The organism is Thioalkalivibrio thiocyanodenitrificans ARhD 1 (assembly GCF_000378965.1).
Lineage (GTDB): Bacteria > Pseudomonadota > Gammaproteobacteria > Ectothiorhodospirales > Ectothiorhodospiraceae > Thioalkalivibrio_A > Thioalkalivibrio_A thiocyanodenitrificans.
This window is the reverse complement of the sequence record NZ_KB900536.1, coordinates 2,915,151-2,929,847: the sequence shown is the minus strand read 5'-3', so window position 1 is coordinate 2,929,847 and position 14,697 is coordinate 2,915,151. Positions and strand designations below refer to the sequence as shown.

Genomic DNA, 14,697 nt, shown 5'->3' with positions numbered 1-14,697 from the left:
ACGCGACACGCAGCGCGCGGCACCGGACGCCCGCGCCACGCGGCATGGCGGTTTTCGAGAGGTCCCGCCTGCATGCAGTCCACGGGTGTGATCGCATCCGCCCGGGGTCGGGCCGACATCCCGGATCAGGCCGGTGCCGGTCATGCTGAAAGGGCACGGGAATGCCGGCCATTCGGCTCGCGCCATTGACATCGAGAGACAACGAAATCATGAGTGAAGCACGCGAGACCCCGATCCGGGGTGTCAAGCAGCGCGCCGCCGACAAGGTCGCGCGCATCCCCGTCAAGATCAAGCCCACCGAGCGCCCGTTGCGCAAGCCCGCATGGATCCGCGCCCGCAGTCACGGCAGCCCCGAGGTGCAGCGGCTCAAGCGCGTGCTCCGGGAACAGCGCCTGCACACGGTGTGCGAGGAAGCGGCATGCCCCAATCTGGGCGAGTGTTTCGGTCACGGCACGGCCACGTTCATGATCATGGGCGACATCTGCACCCGGCGCTGCCCCTTCTGCGATGTGGCCCACGGCCGGCCCAACCCGCTGGACGAGGACGAACCCGAGAACCTCGGGCGCACCATCCGCAGCATGAACCTGCGATACGTGGTCATCACCTCCGTGGACCGGGACGACCTGCGCGACGGCGGCGCCGCCCACTTCGTGGCGTGCATCCGCGCCACCCGCGCCCACAACCCGGATATCCGCATCGAGATCCTGGTGCCGGATTTCCGCGGCCGCATGGATGTGGCCCTGGCGATCCTCGGTGAGGCGCCGCCCGATGTGTTCAACCACAATCTGGAGACCGTGCCCCGCCTCTACCGGGAGGCCCGCCCCGGTTCCGACTACGACTGGTCACTGAAGCTCATCCGGGCCTTCAAGGAACATCATCCCGGGACACCCACCAAGTCCGGCCTGATGCTGGGTCTCGGCGAGGAGCTGCACGAAGTGGAGGCGGTGATGCGCGATCTGCGCGATCACGGCTGCGACATGCTCACCCTGGGCCAGTACCTGCAGCCCAGCCTGCATCACCTGCCGGTGAAGCGTTACGTCACCCCGGAAGAGTTCGACCGCCTGGCGGAAGTCGGCTACGACATGGGTTTCAGCCAGGTGGCCAGCGGACCGATGGTGCGATCCTCGTACCATGCTGACCAGCAGGCACAGAAGGTGATGTCCGAGGTCTGAGTTGATACGGGCGATATAACGCAGAGGACGCGGAGGAGGCACAGAGGTTTTGGTTGGATAACGCCGAAGCTCACCGGTGGCATTGGAGCGCAGCGGAAATGCCGTCCGGTGCAGCGCATTGTTGGGCGTCGTCCGCCTAGTCGGCCGTATCTGCCTTTTCTCGAAGAGACTTGCGGACAAATTCCACCGCATCTGGCGGCAGGGTGTAAGCAGTTAGGCGAAATCTATGGCTTGCGCCGAGGGCTTCATTGACTTCCCTCGCACTTACTGCCTTGTGTGGCTCTGACACTGGATCTACCATTGCCTCAAACTCGCATGGCACGTAATACTCTTCGTCCGGATCATCTCCACAGGGTGCGCGCCGAAGCGTGTCAGTCGTCCTTCCGAAGGCGATTATTCCAACACCGGTATGATATAAGGCAATGGGACTTCCTTTCGGGATACCTGAGACCGCGGTCTTCCTACCATAGTACGCTGCGGCTTTCTGCTCGCTTAACATCTCCTTCCATACATCAGGCATATAGGTCGAGTTTGTATTCACCACTACTAGTCCGTCCGGAATCTCCATGAAGGTATCGCCCTTTGGACCGTACGGCCAAACCTCGAAAAGCAAATCTCCGCTATTGGTGCGATAGACATGATACGGCAAAGCGGCAACCGGCAGACCGTGCTGACTCCAATAGTCGATGGCTTCTCGAGTCTCTCGATCTAGTCCGTCCGTTACGACGACAAATCGCTGCTCTTTGTTGAAGGTTGATATGGAAAGAGCTTCCTCGAGTTCGAAGTATTCCTTGTGCGCGACCACCAACTCCCGCTCAGGGGCGCTGCCTACACGCAGCAGATAGTTTCGAAACAAGTGATTCAGGCCATCGTAATCGTAGCGCCCGAAGCGTTGTCCGTACCGAAGCACCTGAAGCAAGTTCTCTGAGCTTGATCTCCACCTCTTCAACTCGAAGATGTGCAGATTTCCGCTCTCATCCAGACCGAGGATGTCAGGTTCCTCCTGATACCTACGTTCTTGATGTATCACGAGCAGCTGATCTTCGCGGACCACCTTATCAATGTGCTTCGCCAGCATCTCTTCCAGATCCTTCTCCAGCCAGCCAAGGGTCGCCAGAGAAGATGCCGGAACTTCAGTAAGCGACGTCTTATCGTGGTCATCTAGATAGAAAAGCATGCGCTCCGCCTCGCTGGTAGATTATGACGCCCAACGTTAAGGGTTAGCCGACCGCAAAAGCGACAGCTTTTGTGGGTCGGATAGATCCATTTGTTAGGGCCGCTACCCGTATACCGCTTTGCACGACGGGCACTCCCATTTCCCGAAGGTTTTGAACGGGCCAGTTAGCGCTGTAACTCTGACCTTCTTTTCTTGGGTATCGAAGCACGCCGTACAGAACAAGCCTTCTTCTCCCTCAAACTGATAGACGCCTTCGTGAAGCGTGGGCTTCCCACTGGCTCGCGAAGCCAGAAGCGCCGCCAATTTATGTTTTTCTTCGTTCGCACTGGCCAGCTTCGTTTTCAGTTCCGAGACCTCGAGTTTGGCATCTGCGAGTTCGCTAGAAAGATCGGCGAGCAACATACTGAACTCAGCGTTTTCGATCTTCTTGGCCAAGGTGCGCAGCTTCCCCAGTATATCGAGAGCGTTCTGCACTGAAGCGACAACATCAACCATGTGTTTTCCTTTTTGGCCCTAACTTATAAGCGTTTATCCGCCGTGCGCAGCATGGCGGATAAATGCTTATAAGTTATAAAGCATATTTAAATTCTATTCGGTAGATTAGATAAGCACCAATGACAATAAACCAAATAAACAGAGTCAAAGTTTGGCCTTTGGATAGATTATTTATATTTCCAACCTTGACTTTATCACCCCGTTCACTTCTGACTTTTGCACCTCCTGGATATACGATAAATAAGCCAGAAAGTGCGAGAAAGCCAGAAACGTAAATTACTATAAGCAACGAATTAATATCTTGCCCTGTTCTAATGTAAAGGGAAAAACCGATCGCTGCGGCAATTAGAACAAATCCGATGCTATAAATAGTATTAATATTTTACCCCTGCTAATTTGCCTTATAACCGCATAGCTAACCGGCGCGAGGTACGAGCGTCCGGTTGAGCGTATTGTTAGACTCAATCATGGTACGGTCTGGATACATGGGTAACAGTATAGTCTGGGGACATGGGTGACAGTTGGATGATAATCCGGGGCAGCCCAGGAGGTGCCCCATGCCTTGGAGTCAAACATCACCCATGGACCAGAAAACACAATTCATCGCCGATTACCTGCGTCACAGTCTCTCCTTCGAAGAGCTGTGCGAGCTCTACGGCATCAGCCGCAAGACCGGCTATAAGTGGGTCAACCGTTATCTCACCCATGGCCCAGCCGGACTCGAAGACCAATCCCGACGACCACGCTCATCTCCGAATGAGACGCCCGCTTATATCGTCTCCGCACTGCTCGAAGCACGCCGTAGACACCCCGCCTGGGGCGGCAAGAAGATCCTGACCCTGGTAGGCAAAAAGCATCGCCACTGGTCATTGCCACACCGCTCCACTGTGTGCGACATCTTCAAGCGCCACGGCCTGGTGCCAAAACAACGCAAGCGTCGGCGCATCGGCCATCCCGGCAAGCCCACCACCGTCGTCACCGCGCCCAACCAACTCTGGAGCGCGGACTTCAAAGGCGAGTTCAGAACCGGAGATGGCCGCTACTGCTACCCGCTCACCATCACCGATGGCTATTCCCGCTTTCTGCTCGCCTGTCAGGGCTTGCATTCCACCGCCGTCAACGTCGCCAAGCCCGTCTTTACCCGCGTCTTCAAAGAGTACGGGCTGCCGCAGCGGATCCGCACCGACAACGGCGTGCCTTTCGCCACCACCACCCTGGCAAGGCTCTCCAGACTCTCCGCTTGGTGGGTCCGTCTCGGCGTCCTGCCCGAGTTCATCGAACCCGGCAAACCGCAACAAAACGGTCGCCACGAGCGGATGCACCGAACCCTCAAAGCCGAAGCCACCCGACCGCCCGCCGCCACGCTGCGCGCCCAACAACGCAAGTTCAACGCCTTTCGCGAAGAGTTCAACCACGAACGCCCCCACGAAGCCCTCGATCAGCACACCCCGGCTTCCCAGTACCAGCCGTCCACCCGGCCCATGCCGGACCGCCTGCCCGCGCTTGAATACCCGGATCGCTTCGAAATCCGTTACGTCAGCGCCAACGGCGGCATCCGCTGGCGCAGCGATTGGGTCAACGTCTCCATCGTGTGCGCCGGAGAATATGTCGGACTGGAAGAGATCGATGACGGCATCTGGAATGTCTATTTCGGACCCCTCAAACTCGGCCGCTTGCACGAACGGCTCATGAAGATCGAAGATGCCTATGGCCAGCTCAAACGACGTCGGTGACTGTTACCCATGTCTCCCGACTATTTGGTTACCTATCTTCCCGGCCGCTCACATCCCACACATCGCGATATACGAATGGGCTAAGGTCGTGCCGCCCCCTAACTCGAGCAAGGCGAAAATCGAAATTCTCAGCAATGGTCACGCGAATATTCCTAGAACGGTATCCCTTCACAATTTCAGACGAATTACCTGAGAAATTCCCGAGTGAGGCAAGCGCCGGGAAAAGATGATCTTCTTTAATAAAATTGCGCGGCGTCCGCCCGTTTAAGAATCTCGGTTTGAGCTCGTGCACGATCCCAATGAACTGGGCCAACAACATCGGGTAGACAACAAGCTTTTTCACTTCCGCGAACGTTATCATGGTTTCGTTCTTCGCGGCCTCCCATTTCTGGCGAGGCGCTTGGCTTGGGACCGCACCAGGTTTTGTGATGCCCAAGTCGACACAGTACTTCCCTTAGAGACTTCGAGGACACCCAAGACTTCATTGGCAGCAGCGGCTCCATCACATCGCACGATCATCGGCCGCTCAGCCGTGCACCTGATATAGCCGGCGCGCTTGACTCATTCCCTTCAGGAACCGCCGCCCCAGGCGCGCGGCAGCCTCGCGTAGCCGGTCCACGTGCCCCAGGGCGGCCACGTGATGGCCACGGCCCCCCCGGCGCACATGGCGAAGATACTGTTCCGGATTCAGGCCGAGGCGCGACAGTATGGGCGGCAGGTCTCCGGGGATCGCGCCGCGCTTGTCCGCCCGGATGGCCCGCCCGGCCCAGTCAACCAGTTCCAGGTAGTCCTCGGTGGAGAATGAGAACCGGTTGGGATGCCCGCCCTGCGCAGGGGTCGCAAGCGCCATCAGCCGCGGCCTTTCAGGTTCCGGCTTGTTCTCCGGCGGATGCTTCGATGCACGGGAATACTCCACGATGCGCTGCTGAATCGACGTGAAGTCCGACTCTTCCGGTGTATCGGCCAACTTGGCCCGCACCGGGTTGAGGTCCACGTAGCTCATGCAGGTGAGCACCGCCGCCTCATCCAGCAGCGCCTGGCTCTTGAAGCGGCCTTCCCAGAAGCGGCCCTTGCAGCCGTCTTCCTCGTTGGCCCGCCGTGCCAGGTATTCGTTGAGGCTTCGCATGAACCAGGACAGATCGGCGAGGCGTTCGCGCCATTCGGCGATCATGGCCCCGGCCTGCGCCCGTTCGGCCGCGGTACCGGTCTCGCCGGCCCTGTAGCGGGTCACCAGCACGGGCAGCGAGAACAGCCGGTTCCAGCGCGCCATCACCTCCTCGTCAGACCAGCCCCGGGCCAGCTCCGGATCCAGACGCACCACCAGGTGGTAATGGTTGGACATCACCGCATAGGCGCAGATGTCCACCGCATACACGGATTGCAACGCCCGAAGGCGCTCCAGCACCCAGTGCTTGCGGTGCGCGTAGCTCTTGCCGGAGAAGGCGTCGTGCCCACACAGAAACGCCCGCCGCACACAGCGGCAGATGCAGTGGTAGTACGGGGTGGTGTCCGGATGAACGAGTTCCCTTCTTGCTCGCGTCATTGGGGCTCTCCTTGTCCCAAGTGGTTGAATTGAAGCTAGTTCCATTGATCCGGGTTGTCAACCGGATCTTGGGTGTCCTCTGTTTTGTTGCCCTCAAGGGCGTCGGCAAGGTCTACGTCCAGGTCGTGGTCGATGCCTTCTGTTCACTCGCCTTCGCCAAGGTCTACACCTCGAAGATGCCCATCACCTCGGCTGATCTGCTCTATGACCGGGTGCTGCCCTTCTATGAGACCTTGGGCGTGGCAGTAAAAGCGATCCTCACCGACAACGGGCGCGAGTTCTGCGGGCGTCCCGAGCAGCACCCCTACGAGCTGCTGCTGGCGCTCCATGACATCGAACATCGCACCACCAGGATCCGCAGCCCACGCACCAACGGTTTTGTCGAGCGCATGAACCGCACGCTGCTCGATGAATGCTTCCGCGTCGCCGGGCGCCAGACCTGGTATCTCTCGCCCGAGGAGATCCAGCGCGATCTGGACAGGTTCCTCGAGTTCTACAACCTCAGGCGCAGCCATCAGGGCTATCGCCTGAAGGGCCGAACCCCTGCTCAGGCGCTGCGCGAAGCGCTCGGCACAAAGAAGCTTCCACCCATCGTCCCCAAGGACGACGCCAACGTGGAAAAAAAGGCGGCATGATCAACTACCGGAGGCCCCGTGTGTCGGGTAATTACCAAACTTGTACACCCGGTAATCGTCTTCTTCTATCACTACACGAAAGAATGCATTGATGAACGTCTCCACAACTGATACCGCCAGGAACAGCGCCAGTGCGAGTTCCTGCTTTTGCACCGCATCAGATGCGTCGGTCGGTACTCGTCGTATCTGCCGCTTAAGGCATTCGTAGTAATGCCATATCAGCGAATGTGGACTGGCCAAGCTCCGCGAATCTGCCATGTCCCCGCCTTCTAACGCTTGCAGCTGCGGCAAATTGCGAGCGAAGCGAGTAATTTGTCCGACAGCCTGCACTTGTTAGCACTTAATTCCGGCATCAAGACTTTTGCTCGCCTACATATGGGACGACTTTCCATTCTTCATCTTTGTTTCTACGTGAATATAGCTCTCGGGCAGTACCCTCTGAGTTGGGGATACTAATGCATTGTTCTGCATCATCGTCGCTGCATATCATTGGTTGGTGCTGAGCTGAAGCACCTGCATATTTGTCAGCCTTCACGTTATCCCAGATTTCGTTTATTTCTTCTTGAGAGTGCTTCATCGTTCTAGCTCCTTGAGTGCGTCGCAGTAGGGACGCCGGTTACCCGGCGCCCCCTGCACAGATCCCGGCGTGCGGTTTTCCCGCACCGGGCTCTTCAAACATACTCACTCGCGTAGCAAGACCAGCGCTCACGCAAGCCCCCGATTCACTGCTGGCCGGACGGGCTGGGCGGGGCGCGGAAACGCGAAGCGCTCCAGCACCCGATTCAGCCTCGACCATGTCAAGCTTCGTCTCTGACTGCGTCGATTCAACCACTTGTACAACAGCTTTACCACTTCCTTGTAGAACGCCCACAGGCCCCGGCTATTGCCCACCACCCGGAAGTAGTTGTAGTGACCACGGACCTTCCGGGCCAGGGTCGTGAGCAGGGCAGCCAACGGCTTGGGCCGATTGGCTTTGAGCCATTCCTTACACGCCCGGATACTGTTGCGCAGTTTCTTCTTCGCCGTCCGACGCCATACCCGCGGCGTACCCTTCGTGTCGGCTTCCCAGTAGAACTCGAAGCCCAAAAAGGCAAACCGCCGGTTGCGCCCCGGATGGAATCGACTGAAGCGATGCAGGTGAGTCTTTTCCGGCGCCACCGATAAAGCGAACTTGTTCAGCCGCTTGGGCAGCACTCGGTAGAAGGCCTCGGCCTCGCCCCGATACTGGAAGGTGCAGACAAAGTCATCCGCATAGCGGATGAGCTGCGCCTGCCCCTGACAGCGCGGCTTCACCACCCGCTCGAACCACAGGTCCAATACGTAGTGCAGATAGATGTTCGCCAGTACCGGCGAGATCACCCCACCTTGCGGTGTCCCCGTGTGCGGGTGGATGACCGTGCCATCGCGTTCCAGTATCCCCGCTTTTAGCCAGGTGTCGATCAGTCCGAGGAACGGCTTGTCGTCAACCCGCTCGCTCAGCATCCGCAACAGCCACTTATGGTCGATGTTGTCGAAGAAGCCCTGAATATCCGCTTCCACGACGTAACCATGCCGGCCAAACTGTAGCTCGTAGGTGAGATCTCCGACCGCATCCTTCGCACCCCGCTTCGGCCGGTAGCCGTAGCTGGCGGGTTGGAAATCAGCTTCGTAGATCGCTTCGAGCAGCAGTCGCGCCGCGCCTTGCAGCAGCCGGTCTTCAACCACCGGTATGCCCAGTGGCCGCTCCTTGCCGTTCCCCTTGGGAATGTACTGACGCCGAATCAGTCGGCTCCGGTACTCACCCCGTTTGAGACGCTCTACCAGCCGCCTGATGTTGGCGCCCAGGTTCCTTCCGTACTGGACCACCGTCTCCTTGTCCACGCCCGCCGCCCCATGCTTGTTGAGCTTTCGCCAAGCCCGGTGCAGCAGCGCCTCGTCCAGACAGCCATAGAGATTTTGGAATCGGTGAGCCTTCGCTCGGCTCGCCTTGGTGGATAACGCCCGCAAGAAGGTTGGCTCGTCGAGCTCCGGCCCTACAGTGTCCGGCGCGAGTTGCCTTTGCGGGCCGCGTATGTCTGTCACTCCCTTCCCCATGTGATCGGTCCTACCGTCTCCGAGTACTATGAAGTGATCCGACTTCCCAGTAGCCTTCAGGCCACCTCCCCGTTTGCAGCGGTTCGGCGCTCCTTACCCTTCCCTGGGAGCCCCTGGGATCTCCCGCGTTCATGACGCATCTCTTGTTACATGCCGCAGTGAACCGCCCCGGGTATCGCGGAGGCTCCAACTCTTGAGAGAATGGAGCCATGAACAAGTCAAACAAGTTTTCACCTGAGGTCCGTGAGCGGGCGGTGCGGATGGTCCAGGAGCACCGTGGGGAGTACCCGTCGCTGTGGGCGGTTGTGGAGTCGATAGCCCCAAAGATCGGCTGCGTGCCACAGACGCTGCTGGAGTGGGTCAGGCGAGCGGAGATTGATGCGGGTGCGCGGCCAGGCATGACCACGGCCGAGACGCAGCGCATCAAGGACCTGGAGCGCGAGAACAAGGAGTTACGGCGCGCCAATGAGATCCTGCGTACCGCCAGCGCTTTTTTCGCGCAGGCGGAGCTCGACCGCAAACTGAAGTCGTAAACGCCTACATCGATCAGCACCGGGACGCCTATGGGGTCGAGCCGATCTGCAAAGTGTTGCAGGTTGCCCCATCGGCCTACCGGCGCCATGCGGCCCGGCGGCGCAATCCGGATCTGCGCAGTGCCCGGGCCAAGCGCGATGAGCGGCTGGTTCCACACATTGAGCGTGTCTGGGAGGCCAACCTCCAGGTCTACGGCGCCGACAAGGTCTGGAAGCAACTCAACCGCGAAGGTGTTTCCGTGGCGCGCTGTAGCGTGGAGCGGCTCATGCGCCGCCTGGGCTTGCAGGGGGCACGCCGTGGCAAGACGGTTCGCACCACCGTGGCGGACCGATCGGCGCCATGTCCGTTGGATCGGGTTAATCGGCAGTTCCAGGCCGAGCGCCCCAACCAGCTCTGGGTGTCGGACTTCACCTACGTTTCGACCTGGCAGGGATGGCTGTACGTGGCCTTCGTTGTCGACGTCTTCGCACGGCGCATCGTGGGATGGCGCGTCAGCTGCACCATGACCACGGACTTCGTGCTCGATGCCCTGGAGCAGGCGCTCTACGCTCGGCAGCCCGAGCATAACGATGCCCTGATCCATCACTCCGACCGCGGGTCGCAATACGTCAGCATTCGCTACACGGAGCGACTTTCCGAAGCCGGTATCGAGCCGTCGGTCGGCAGCCGTGGCGACAGCTACGACAATGCCTTGGCCGAGACCATCAACGGCCTGTACAAGGCGGAACTGATCCATCGCCGCGGCCCCTGGAGGTCCAGGGAGTCGGTGGAGCTGGCGACGCTGGAATGGGTGTCCTGGTTCAATCATCAGAGGTTGATGGAGCCCTTGGGGTATATTCCGCCGGTGGAAGCTGAGGCAAACTACTATCGGCAACTCGCCAGTCAGGCCGTAATGGCGGCTTGACTTAAACCAACCAGCCTCCGCAATTCCCGGGGCGGTTCACTCCCTTCCCCATGTGATCGGCCCTACCGTCTCCGAGTACTATGGAGTGATCCGACTCCCCATCGGCCTTCAAGCCAGCCTCCCGTTTGTAGCGGTCCGCTGTACTTTACCCTTCCCTTGGAGCCCATGGGGCCTCCCGCGTTCATGACGCATCTCTTGTTACATGCCGCAGCTTGAGAACTCCGCCGGCTCTCTACAGGCTCACCAATGCGCCTGCTTCGTATGGGCTTCACGCGCGTTACAACGCTGGCCAACCGGGACTGTTCATTTCGAAGCGATTCCATCTCTAAGGAGCTACGTCTCCAAACGGCCTGCAACATACCCTGTGTACGCTTCACCTCTCTTGTTCACGCATGCTCCAGTCTTCGTGACCAAGGCACCGTTCCGCCAGAGGCGCAACACTCGGTAATGGTGGGTGGTTCACCCTTACCATGTCGGGACTCTCACCCGACCAGATGCGCCACGCTTTGCGCGGCGCGCGTCGCAGTAGGGACGCCGGTTACCCGGCGCCCCCTGCACAGATCCCGGCGTGCGGTTTTCCCGCACCGGGCTCTTCAATCATGCTCACATTCGTAGAAGCAGCAATGCTGCTCATAGATAGTCCCTGCAAGAAGGTTGGCTCGTCGTACTCCGGCCCTACATTGTCCGGCGCGAGTTGCCTTTGCAAGCTACACATGACTGTCACTCCCTTCCCCATGTGATCGGCCCTACCGTCTCCGAGTACTATGGAGTGATCCGACTCCCCATCGGCCTTCAAGCCAGCCTCCCGTTTGTAGCGGTCCGCTGTACTTTACCCTTCCCTTGGAGCCCATGGGGCCTCCCGCGTTCATGACGCATCTCTTGTTACATGCCGCAGCTTGAGAACTCCGCCGGCTCTCTACAGGCTCACCAATGCGCCTGCTTCGTATGGGCTTCACGCGCGTTACAACGCTGGCCAACCGGGACTGTTCATTTCGAAGCGATTCCATCTCTAAGGAGCTACGTCTCCAAACGGCCTGCAACATACCCTGTGTACGCTTCACCTCTCTTGTTCACGCATGCTCCAGTCTTCGTGACCAAGGCACCGTTCCGCCAGAGGCGCAACACTCGGTAATGGTGGGTGGTTCACCCTTACCATGTCGGGACTCTCACCCGACCAGATGCGCCACGCTTTGCGCGGCGCGCTAACGCCACAGCTCACCGGCGGCAATGGAGCGTAGCGGAATTGCCGTCCGGTGGAGCGCCTTGTTGGGCCTTTCATTGGTACGGATTACCGCGCGGCTCATGTTGTTATCATTGTGGTGTCGTCGGGAGGTGGGTTGTTTCGCAGATAATCACGCGCCTCTCTGATTATCTGTTCTGCCGTTTCATCGCGCGATCGACAGCGATCCGCCCACGGACGACCTGGATGAAGCACATCCCACCGTGGACGCAATCCCGCGTGTCGCCCTTTCCCTGGGTCATGGTTGCCGAAACCATCAATCAATTTATTCCATAACGGATCGAACTTGGCGATTAGCAATGACTCACCAAGCGGAATCCAAATGTCGTCTACAATCAGGAAACGGCAGTGGAAGTCATCAATACTCAGGTTTTCTACCTCCTCAATGCTTCGCTTGTGCTGCATAAGTCTGCTATACAGCACGCTCCCAGGGTTCGATTCCAGGTTCCCGCCTTTTCGCGCGCCCTTCGGCACTGCCTTACCAACGTAAATGGGTGCCGAAAACGCTTCGCCTCGATTTCGGTCAGCGATCAGTTTATACGCGGGGAAATCACCACAGTAGTAGATCGCATAGACTCCAGCACCATCAAAACGGGCAATCTCCGCCATCGGAGTTACCGGCTGACGGAGCATAGCCTGTCCAACGCTTTCCCCCAGATGCCGTTTGTCGAGGGGATTGAATGGAAGAACTTTTCTTTCCGTCATGCCCTCTTCCTATCCTGCTGGCCGACAAGTTTTCTGATCTCCGTCTCCGCGAGCTGCTCCGCGACGGAAGCGGCAACCTGCCGACCAAGAGAAACCGGTACCGCATTCCCCAGTTGGCGCATCGTCTCGGTCCACGACCCATGAAAAATGTAACCATCGGGAAAGGCCTGCAATCGGGCGGATTCACGGACAGTGAAGTATCGAACGGTCTCATCGTCCCTAACCATCATGTTCTCGCCACCGGGGACACCATGATCTCCCGCCTTGAGCGTCTTTGCAGGCAAATCAAGTGGGCTACCGGTGTGCCCCGGATACACCCGGGCGCCATCCTGGAATCGGTGGTTAAGAAAGTCTCGCGCGCCGGGTCGACGGGGATCTGGAACATCCTGTAACGCATCCCGCACCGTTCTCCACGGCTTCTCCTCGGACGGAATGAGCTCCGACGCCAACCGCCGAACGCGCCCCAGAAGACGATCCGGGACATTCGGGCGATGCGACTTCGCGATACGGTGGCGTTCCCAATAGTCCCCGGTGATCCATTGTGACCGCAGCAACGAGTCAAGGCTATGCGTTGACTTTGGGAAGGACCATTCAACGCCCAAGTCAGCACGGAAGCCAACGATGAAGACACGTTCCCGCTTCTGGGGTACTCCGTAATCGGCCGCATTCACCAACGTCGGAACGACGTTGTATGTGAGGCCTTTCAAGTGAAGTGCTCCGGAGGTTTTTTCCTCTTGAAGCCGTTTCAGATGATCCGGCCATGTTTCTCCATCACGTCTCACCACCTCCGGGAATTCCAACTGCAGGAGGATGTATTGGTAGTAGTTCGCGAAGCTGGATCGAGTAATCCCCTTTACGTTCTCGATAACGAAAGCCTTCGGACACAGGCGCCGCACGATGTCGACCGTCGCCGGGAACATGTCCCTCGCATCCCCGAACGCCTTGTGCCGACCACCCATGGAGAAGGGCTGACAAGGGGGGCCACCAGCGATTAGGTCGATGTCCTCCGGTATGGCGTCCCAATCGTATTCGCGAACATCGCCCTCCCAAAGGGGCCAACCCTTCACCACGGGAAACCCTCGCTGCTGGTTCTCTCGTATGGTGTCGCACGCCCACTTGTCGCGCTCTATGACAGCCAAGGATTCGAATCCAGCCAAGGATACTCCCATGGCCAGACCACCAGCCCCCGCGAAAAGCTCAACTGATTTCATTATTCAACCTCCTGTTTTTGCAGGAATTCCCTAACAACAGCGGATACTCGGTCGACATCCGCCATTTGGCATTCCCATACAATCAACACGCGCCATCCCAAGTCCTTCAACCGTCGTTGATTACGCGAATCCCGTTTCCTATTTGCCTCCAACTTTGGCCCCCAGAAGTCCAGCTTCGATTTCGGAAGCCTTGCAAGCCTGCATCCCTTGTGGCGATGCCAAAAACATCCGTGCATGAAAATCACCGCGCGCCTTGAAGGAAACACCAAATCCGGCTTCCCGGGCAGATCCTTAATGTGTAGGCGGTAACGAAATCCCATTCCATGCACAAGTCGACGAAGTTTCATTTCCGGGGCCGTTCCTGTACCCCGGATAAGGGACATTCGCTTGCTTCGTTCTTGCGGGGAGAGTGTGTCCGCCAATTCGTTCCTCATCAAGTCGAGCCATCATCATGAATATCTATAATTTTATCGCAATCTCTCTACGGGGTCTCTTGAGGCCCAACGTGCTAATCACTGGCGGCTAAAGCCGTCCGGTGAATTAGGTTGTTGGCCATAAAAATTAAGCTTCTCTTCATTTGACTTCTCATTCTACCCGTTACCCATAAACCGAAAATATTGCACTCGCCTTTTATTCCACTTTTACTTTAAATGAGGAAATGATACTTGCAATAACACCTTGCCACATGCCTTCTTCAGACTCTCTATATGATGCCGTAAGCTTAATAGCTGCCGCATCTGTATACACAAACTGCATAATAACGCGAACTGTCCCCAACGGCCCCTCGCGTCGGTAGCCTCCAATAAGAGCAGGATGACCATCGATCACCGTTTTCTCAAAATCGTTGTATTCGAGAACATTGATACCCCCATCACGCACCAAAGAACTCATTTCCAATTCGGTTAAGTATCGAAGATCTTTCTGTGACAGGTTGGCAACCATGCTTGGGCTTAATTCTCCCGGGACTGTAAAGGTCACTCGCACGAAAGCGAAGTTCGAGCGCGGCATCGCATGTGCCATTAAAAGCACTTTGTGCGACTGCCCAACAACAGAAAAGCCCGACAGGTCTCGCAGTTGATCGACGTATCCTTCTATCGCGCCTTGCTCAAAGTCATTAAAAAAACGCCAGCCCGCAGGAAGGTTAACACTGATTCCGTGCGGTAATCTCACTTCATAATAGGTTGTTGCGGCACTTACCCCTTTTCCAAAAAGAAGGAGAATTACAACAACCAAGAGAGAGCGCCAGTATCTTCCGAAAGCGAGCATGATTTTACG

At 57.8% G+C, this 14,697-nt stretch carries 14 protein-coding genes, 1 pseudogene and 1 other annotated feature; of the genes and pseudogenes, 4 read left to right on the top strand and 11 right to left on the bottom strand.

The annotated features are described in order from the left end of the window. Positions 1-209: 209 nt before the first annotated feature. A complete protein-coding gene (gene lipA, locus THITHI_RS0113790; protein ID WP_018233696.1) occupies positions 210-1,172 on the top strand; it encodes a lipoyl synthase in 963 nt (320 codons plus the stop codon). Between the two features lie 136 nt (positions 1,173-1,308). Here the strand turns inward: lipA and THITHI_RS19110 are convergent, their stop codons facing one another. Together THITHI_RS19110 and THITHI_RS0113780 are read right to left on the bottom strand one after the other, a co-directional pair. Next, positions 1,309-2,349: a PDDEXK family nuclease gene (locus THITHI_RS19110; protein WP_018233695.1), complete on the bottom strand. Its 1,041-nt coding sequence runs from the start codon at positions 2,347-2,349 to the stop codon at positions 1,309-1,311. Between the two features lie 102 nt (positions 2,350-2,451). Next, the gene (locus THITHI_RS0113780) at positions 2,452-2,844 is read right to left on the bottom strand and encodes a hypothetical protein (protein ID WP_018233694.1); all 393 of its coding nucleotides are present in this window, start codon (positions 2,842-2,844) and stop codon (positions 2,452-2,454) included. A 581-nt stretch (positions 2,845-3,425) separates the two neighbouring features. Between THITHI_RS0113780 and THITHI_RS0113775 the strand changes: the two genes are divergently transcribed. Further along, entirely contained in the window at positions 3,426-4,577 is a 1,152-nt protein-coding gene (locus tag THITHI_RS0113775) for an IS481 family transposase (protein ID WP_018233693.1), read from the top strand. Between the two features lie 28 nt (positions 4,578-4,605). Here the strand turns inward: THITHI_RS0113775 and THITHI_RS0113770 are convergent, their stop codons facing one another. Together THITHI_RS0113770 and THITHI_RS0113765 are read right to left on the bottom strand one after the other, a co-directional pair. After that, complete coding sequence (locus tag THITHI_RS0113770; protein ID WP_156820557.1) at positions 4,606-5,013, bottom strand: hypothetical protein; 408 nt, start codon at positions 5,011-5,013, stop codon at positions 4,606-4,608. A 90-nt stretch (positions 5,014-5,103) separates the two neighbouring features. After that, a complete protein-coding gene (locus tag THITHI_RS0113765; RefSeq protein ID WP_018233692.1) occupies positions 5,104-6,120 on the bottom strand; it encodes a transposase in 1,017 nt (338 codons plus the stop codon). Between the two features lie 92 nt (positions 6,121-6,212). Between THITHI_RS0113765 and THITHI_RS19105 the strand changes: the two are divergent. Then, a pseudogene (locus THITHI_RS19105) lies at positions 6,213-6,755 on the top strand (integrase core domain-containing protein); the annotation flags it as partial. Here the strand turns inward: THITHI_RS19105 and THITHI_RS20645 are convergent. From THITHI_RS20645 to ltrA, 3 genes are all read right to left on the bottom strand, one after another. Further along, a complete protein-coding gene (locus THITHI_RS20645; RefSeq protein ID WP_156820556.1) occupies positions 6,756-7,013 on the bottom strand; it encodes a hypothetical protein in 258 nt (85 codons plus the stop codon). A 94-nt stretch (positions 7,014-7,107) separates the two neighbouring features. Then, positions 7,108-7,332, bottom strand: coding sequence for a hypothetical protein (locus tag THITHI_RS20640; RefSeq protein ID WP_156820555.1), 225 nt, complete (start codon positions 7,330-7,332; stop codon positions 7,108-7,110). Positions 7,333-7,460: 128 nt separating this feature from the next. After that, complete coding sequence (gene ltrA / locus THITHI_RS19100; protein WP_198005613.1) at positions 7,461-8,816, bottom strand: group II intron reverse transcriptase/maturase; 1,356 nt, start codon at positions 8,814-8,816, stop codon at positions 7,461-7,463. A gap of 221 nt (positions 8,817-9,037) precedes the next feature. On the opposite strand from ltrA, the gene THITHI_RS0113745 reads away from it, so the two are divergent. Further along, positions 9,038-10,266 (top strand): IS3 family transposase gene (locus tag THITHI_RS0113745; RefSeq protein WP_156820441.1). Its coding sequence is split into 2 segments (ribosomal slippage): positions 9,038-9,317 and positions 9,317-10,266, totalling 1,230 coding nucleotides; the frame shifts between segments, so codons are not numbered across the junction. Next, positions 9,316-9,432, top strand: a sequence feature (AL1L pseudoknot). (Overlaps the previous gene by 117 nt.) A 1,300-nt stretch (positions 10,267-11,566) precedes the next feature. Here THITHI_RS0113745 and THITHI_RS20320 read toward each other — a convergent pair. From THITHI_RS20320 to THITHI_RS20635, 4 genes are all read right to left on the bottom strand, one after another. Beyond that, a complete protein-coding gene (locus THITHI_RS20320; protein WP_083908734.1) occupies positions 11,567-12,211 on the bottom strand; it encodes an Eco29kI family restriction endonuclease in 645 nt (214 codons plus the stop codon). Then, positions 12,208-13,422, bottom strand: coding sequence for a DNA cytosine methyltransferase (locus THITHI_RS0113730; protein ID WP_018233688.1), 1,215 nt, complete (start codon positions 13,420-13,422; stop codon positions 12,208-12,210). The genes THITHI_RS20320 and THITHI_RS0113730 overlap by 4 nt, the downstream gene beginning before the upstream one ends. Further along, positions 13,422-13,856, bottom strand: coding sequence for a very short patch repair endonuclease (locus THITHI_RS20315; RefSeq protein WP_018233687.1), 435 nt, complete (start codon positions 13,854-13,856; stop codon positions 13,422-13,424). Before THITHI_RS20315 ends, THITHI_RS0113730 begins: the two co-directional genes overlap by 1 nt. 196 nt (positions 13,857-14,052) lie before the next feature. Further along, positions 14,053-14,688 (bottom strand): hypothetical protein, encoded by a 636-nt coding sequence (locus tag THITHI_RS20635; protein ID WP_156820553.1) that lies wholly within the window; start codon positions 14,686-14,688, stop codon positions 14,053-14,055. Positions 14,689-14,697: the final 9 nt, after the last annotated feature.

Excerpts from the sequence above, each read along its gene's own strand:
- lipA (WP_018233696.1), top strand. The coding sequence starts at position 210 with ATGAGTGAAGCACGCGAGACCCCGATCCGGGGTGTCAAGCAGCGCGCC.
- THITHI_RS19110 (WP_018233695.1), bottom strand. The coding sequence starts at position 2,349 with ATGCTTTTCTATCTAGATGACCACGATAAGACGTCGCTTACTGAAGTT.
- THITHI_RS0113780 (WP_018233694.1), bottom strand. The coding sequence starts at position 2,844 with ATGGTTGATGTTGTCGCTTCAGTGCAGAACGCTCTCGATATACTGGGG.
- THITHI_RS0113775 (WP_018233693.1), top strand. The coding sequence starts at position 3,426 with ATGGACCAGAAAACACAATTCATCGCCGATTACCTGCGTCACAGTCTC.
- THITHI_RS0113765 (WP_018233692.1), bottom strand. The coding sequence starts at position 6,120 with ATGACGCGAGCAAGAAGGGAACTCGTTCATCCGGACACCACCCCGTAC.
- THITHI_RS20645 (WP_156820556.1), bottom strand. The coding sequence starts at position 7,013 with ATGGCAGATTCGCGGAGCTTGGCCAGTCCACATTCGCTGATATGGCAT.
- THITHI_RS20640 (WP_156820555.1), bottom strand. The coding sequence starts at position 7,332 with ATGAAGCACTCTCAAGAAGAAATAAACGAAATCTGGGATAACGTGAAG.
- THITHI_RS20320 (WP_083908734.1), bottom strand. The coding sequence starts at position 12,211 with ATGACGGAAAGAAAAGTTCTTCCATTCAATCCCCTCGACAAACGGCAT.
- THITHI_RS0113730 (WP_018233688.1), bottom strand. The coding sequence starts at position 13,422 with ATGAAATCAGTTGAGCTTTTCGCGGGGGCTGGTGGTCTGGCCATGGGA.
- THITHI_RS20315 (WP_018233687.1), bottom strand. The coding sequence starts at position 13,856 with ATGAGGAACGAATTGGCGGACACACTCTCCCCGCAAGAACGAAGCAAG.
- THITHI_RS20635 (WP_156820553.1), bottom strand. The coding sequence starts at position 14,688 with ATGCTCGCTTTCGGAAGATACTGGCGCTCTCTCTTGGTTGTTGTAATT.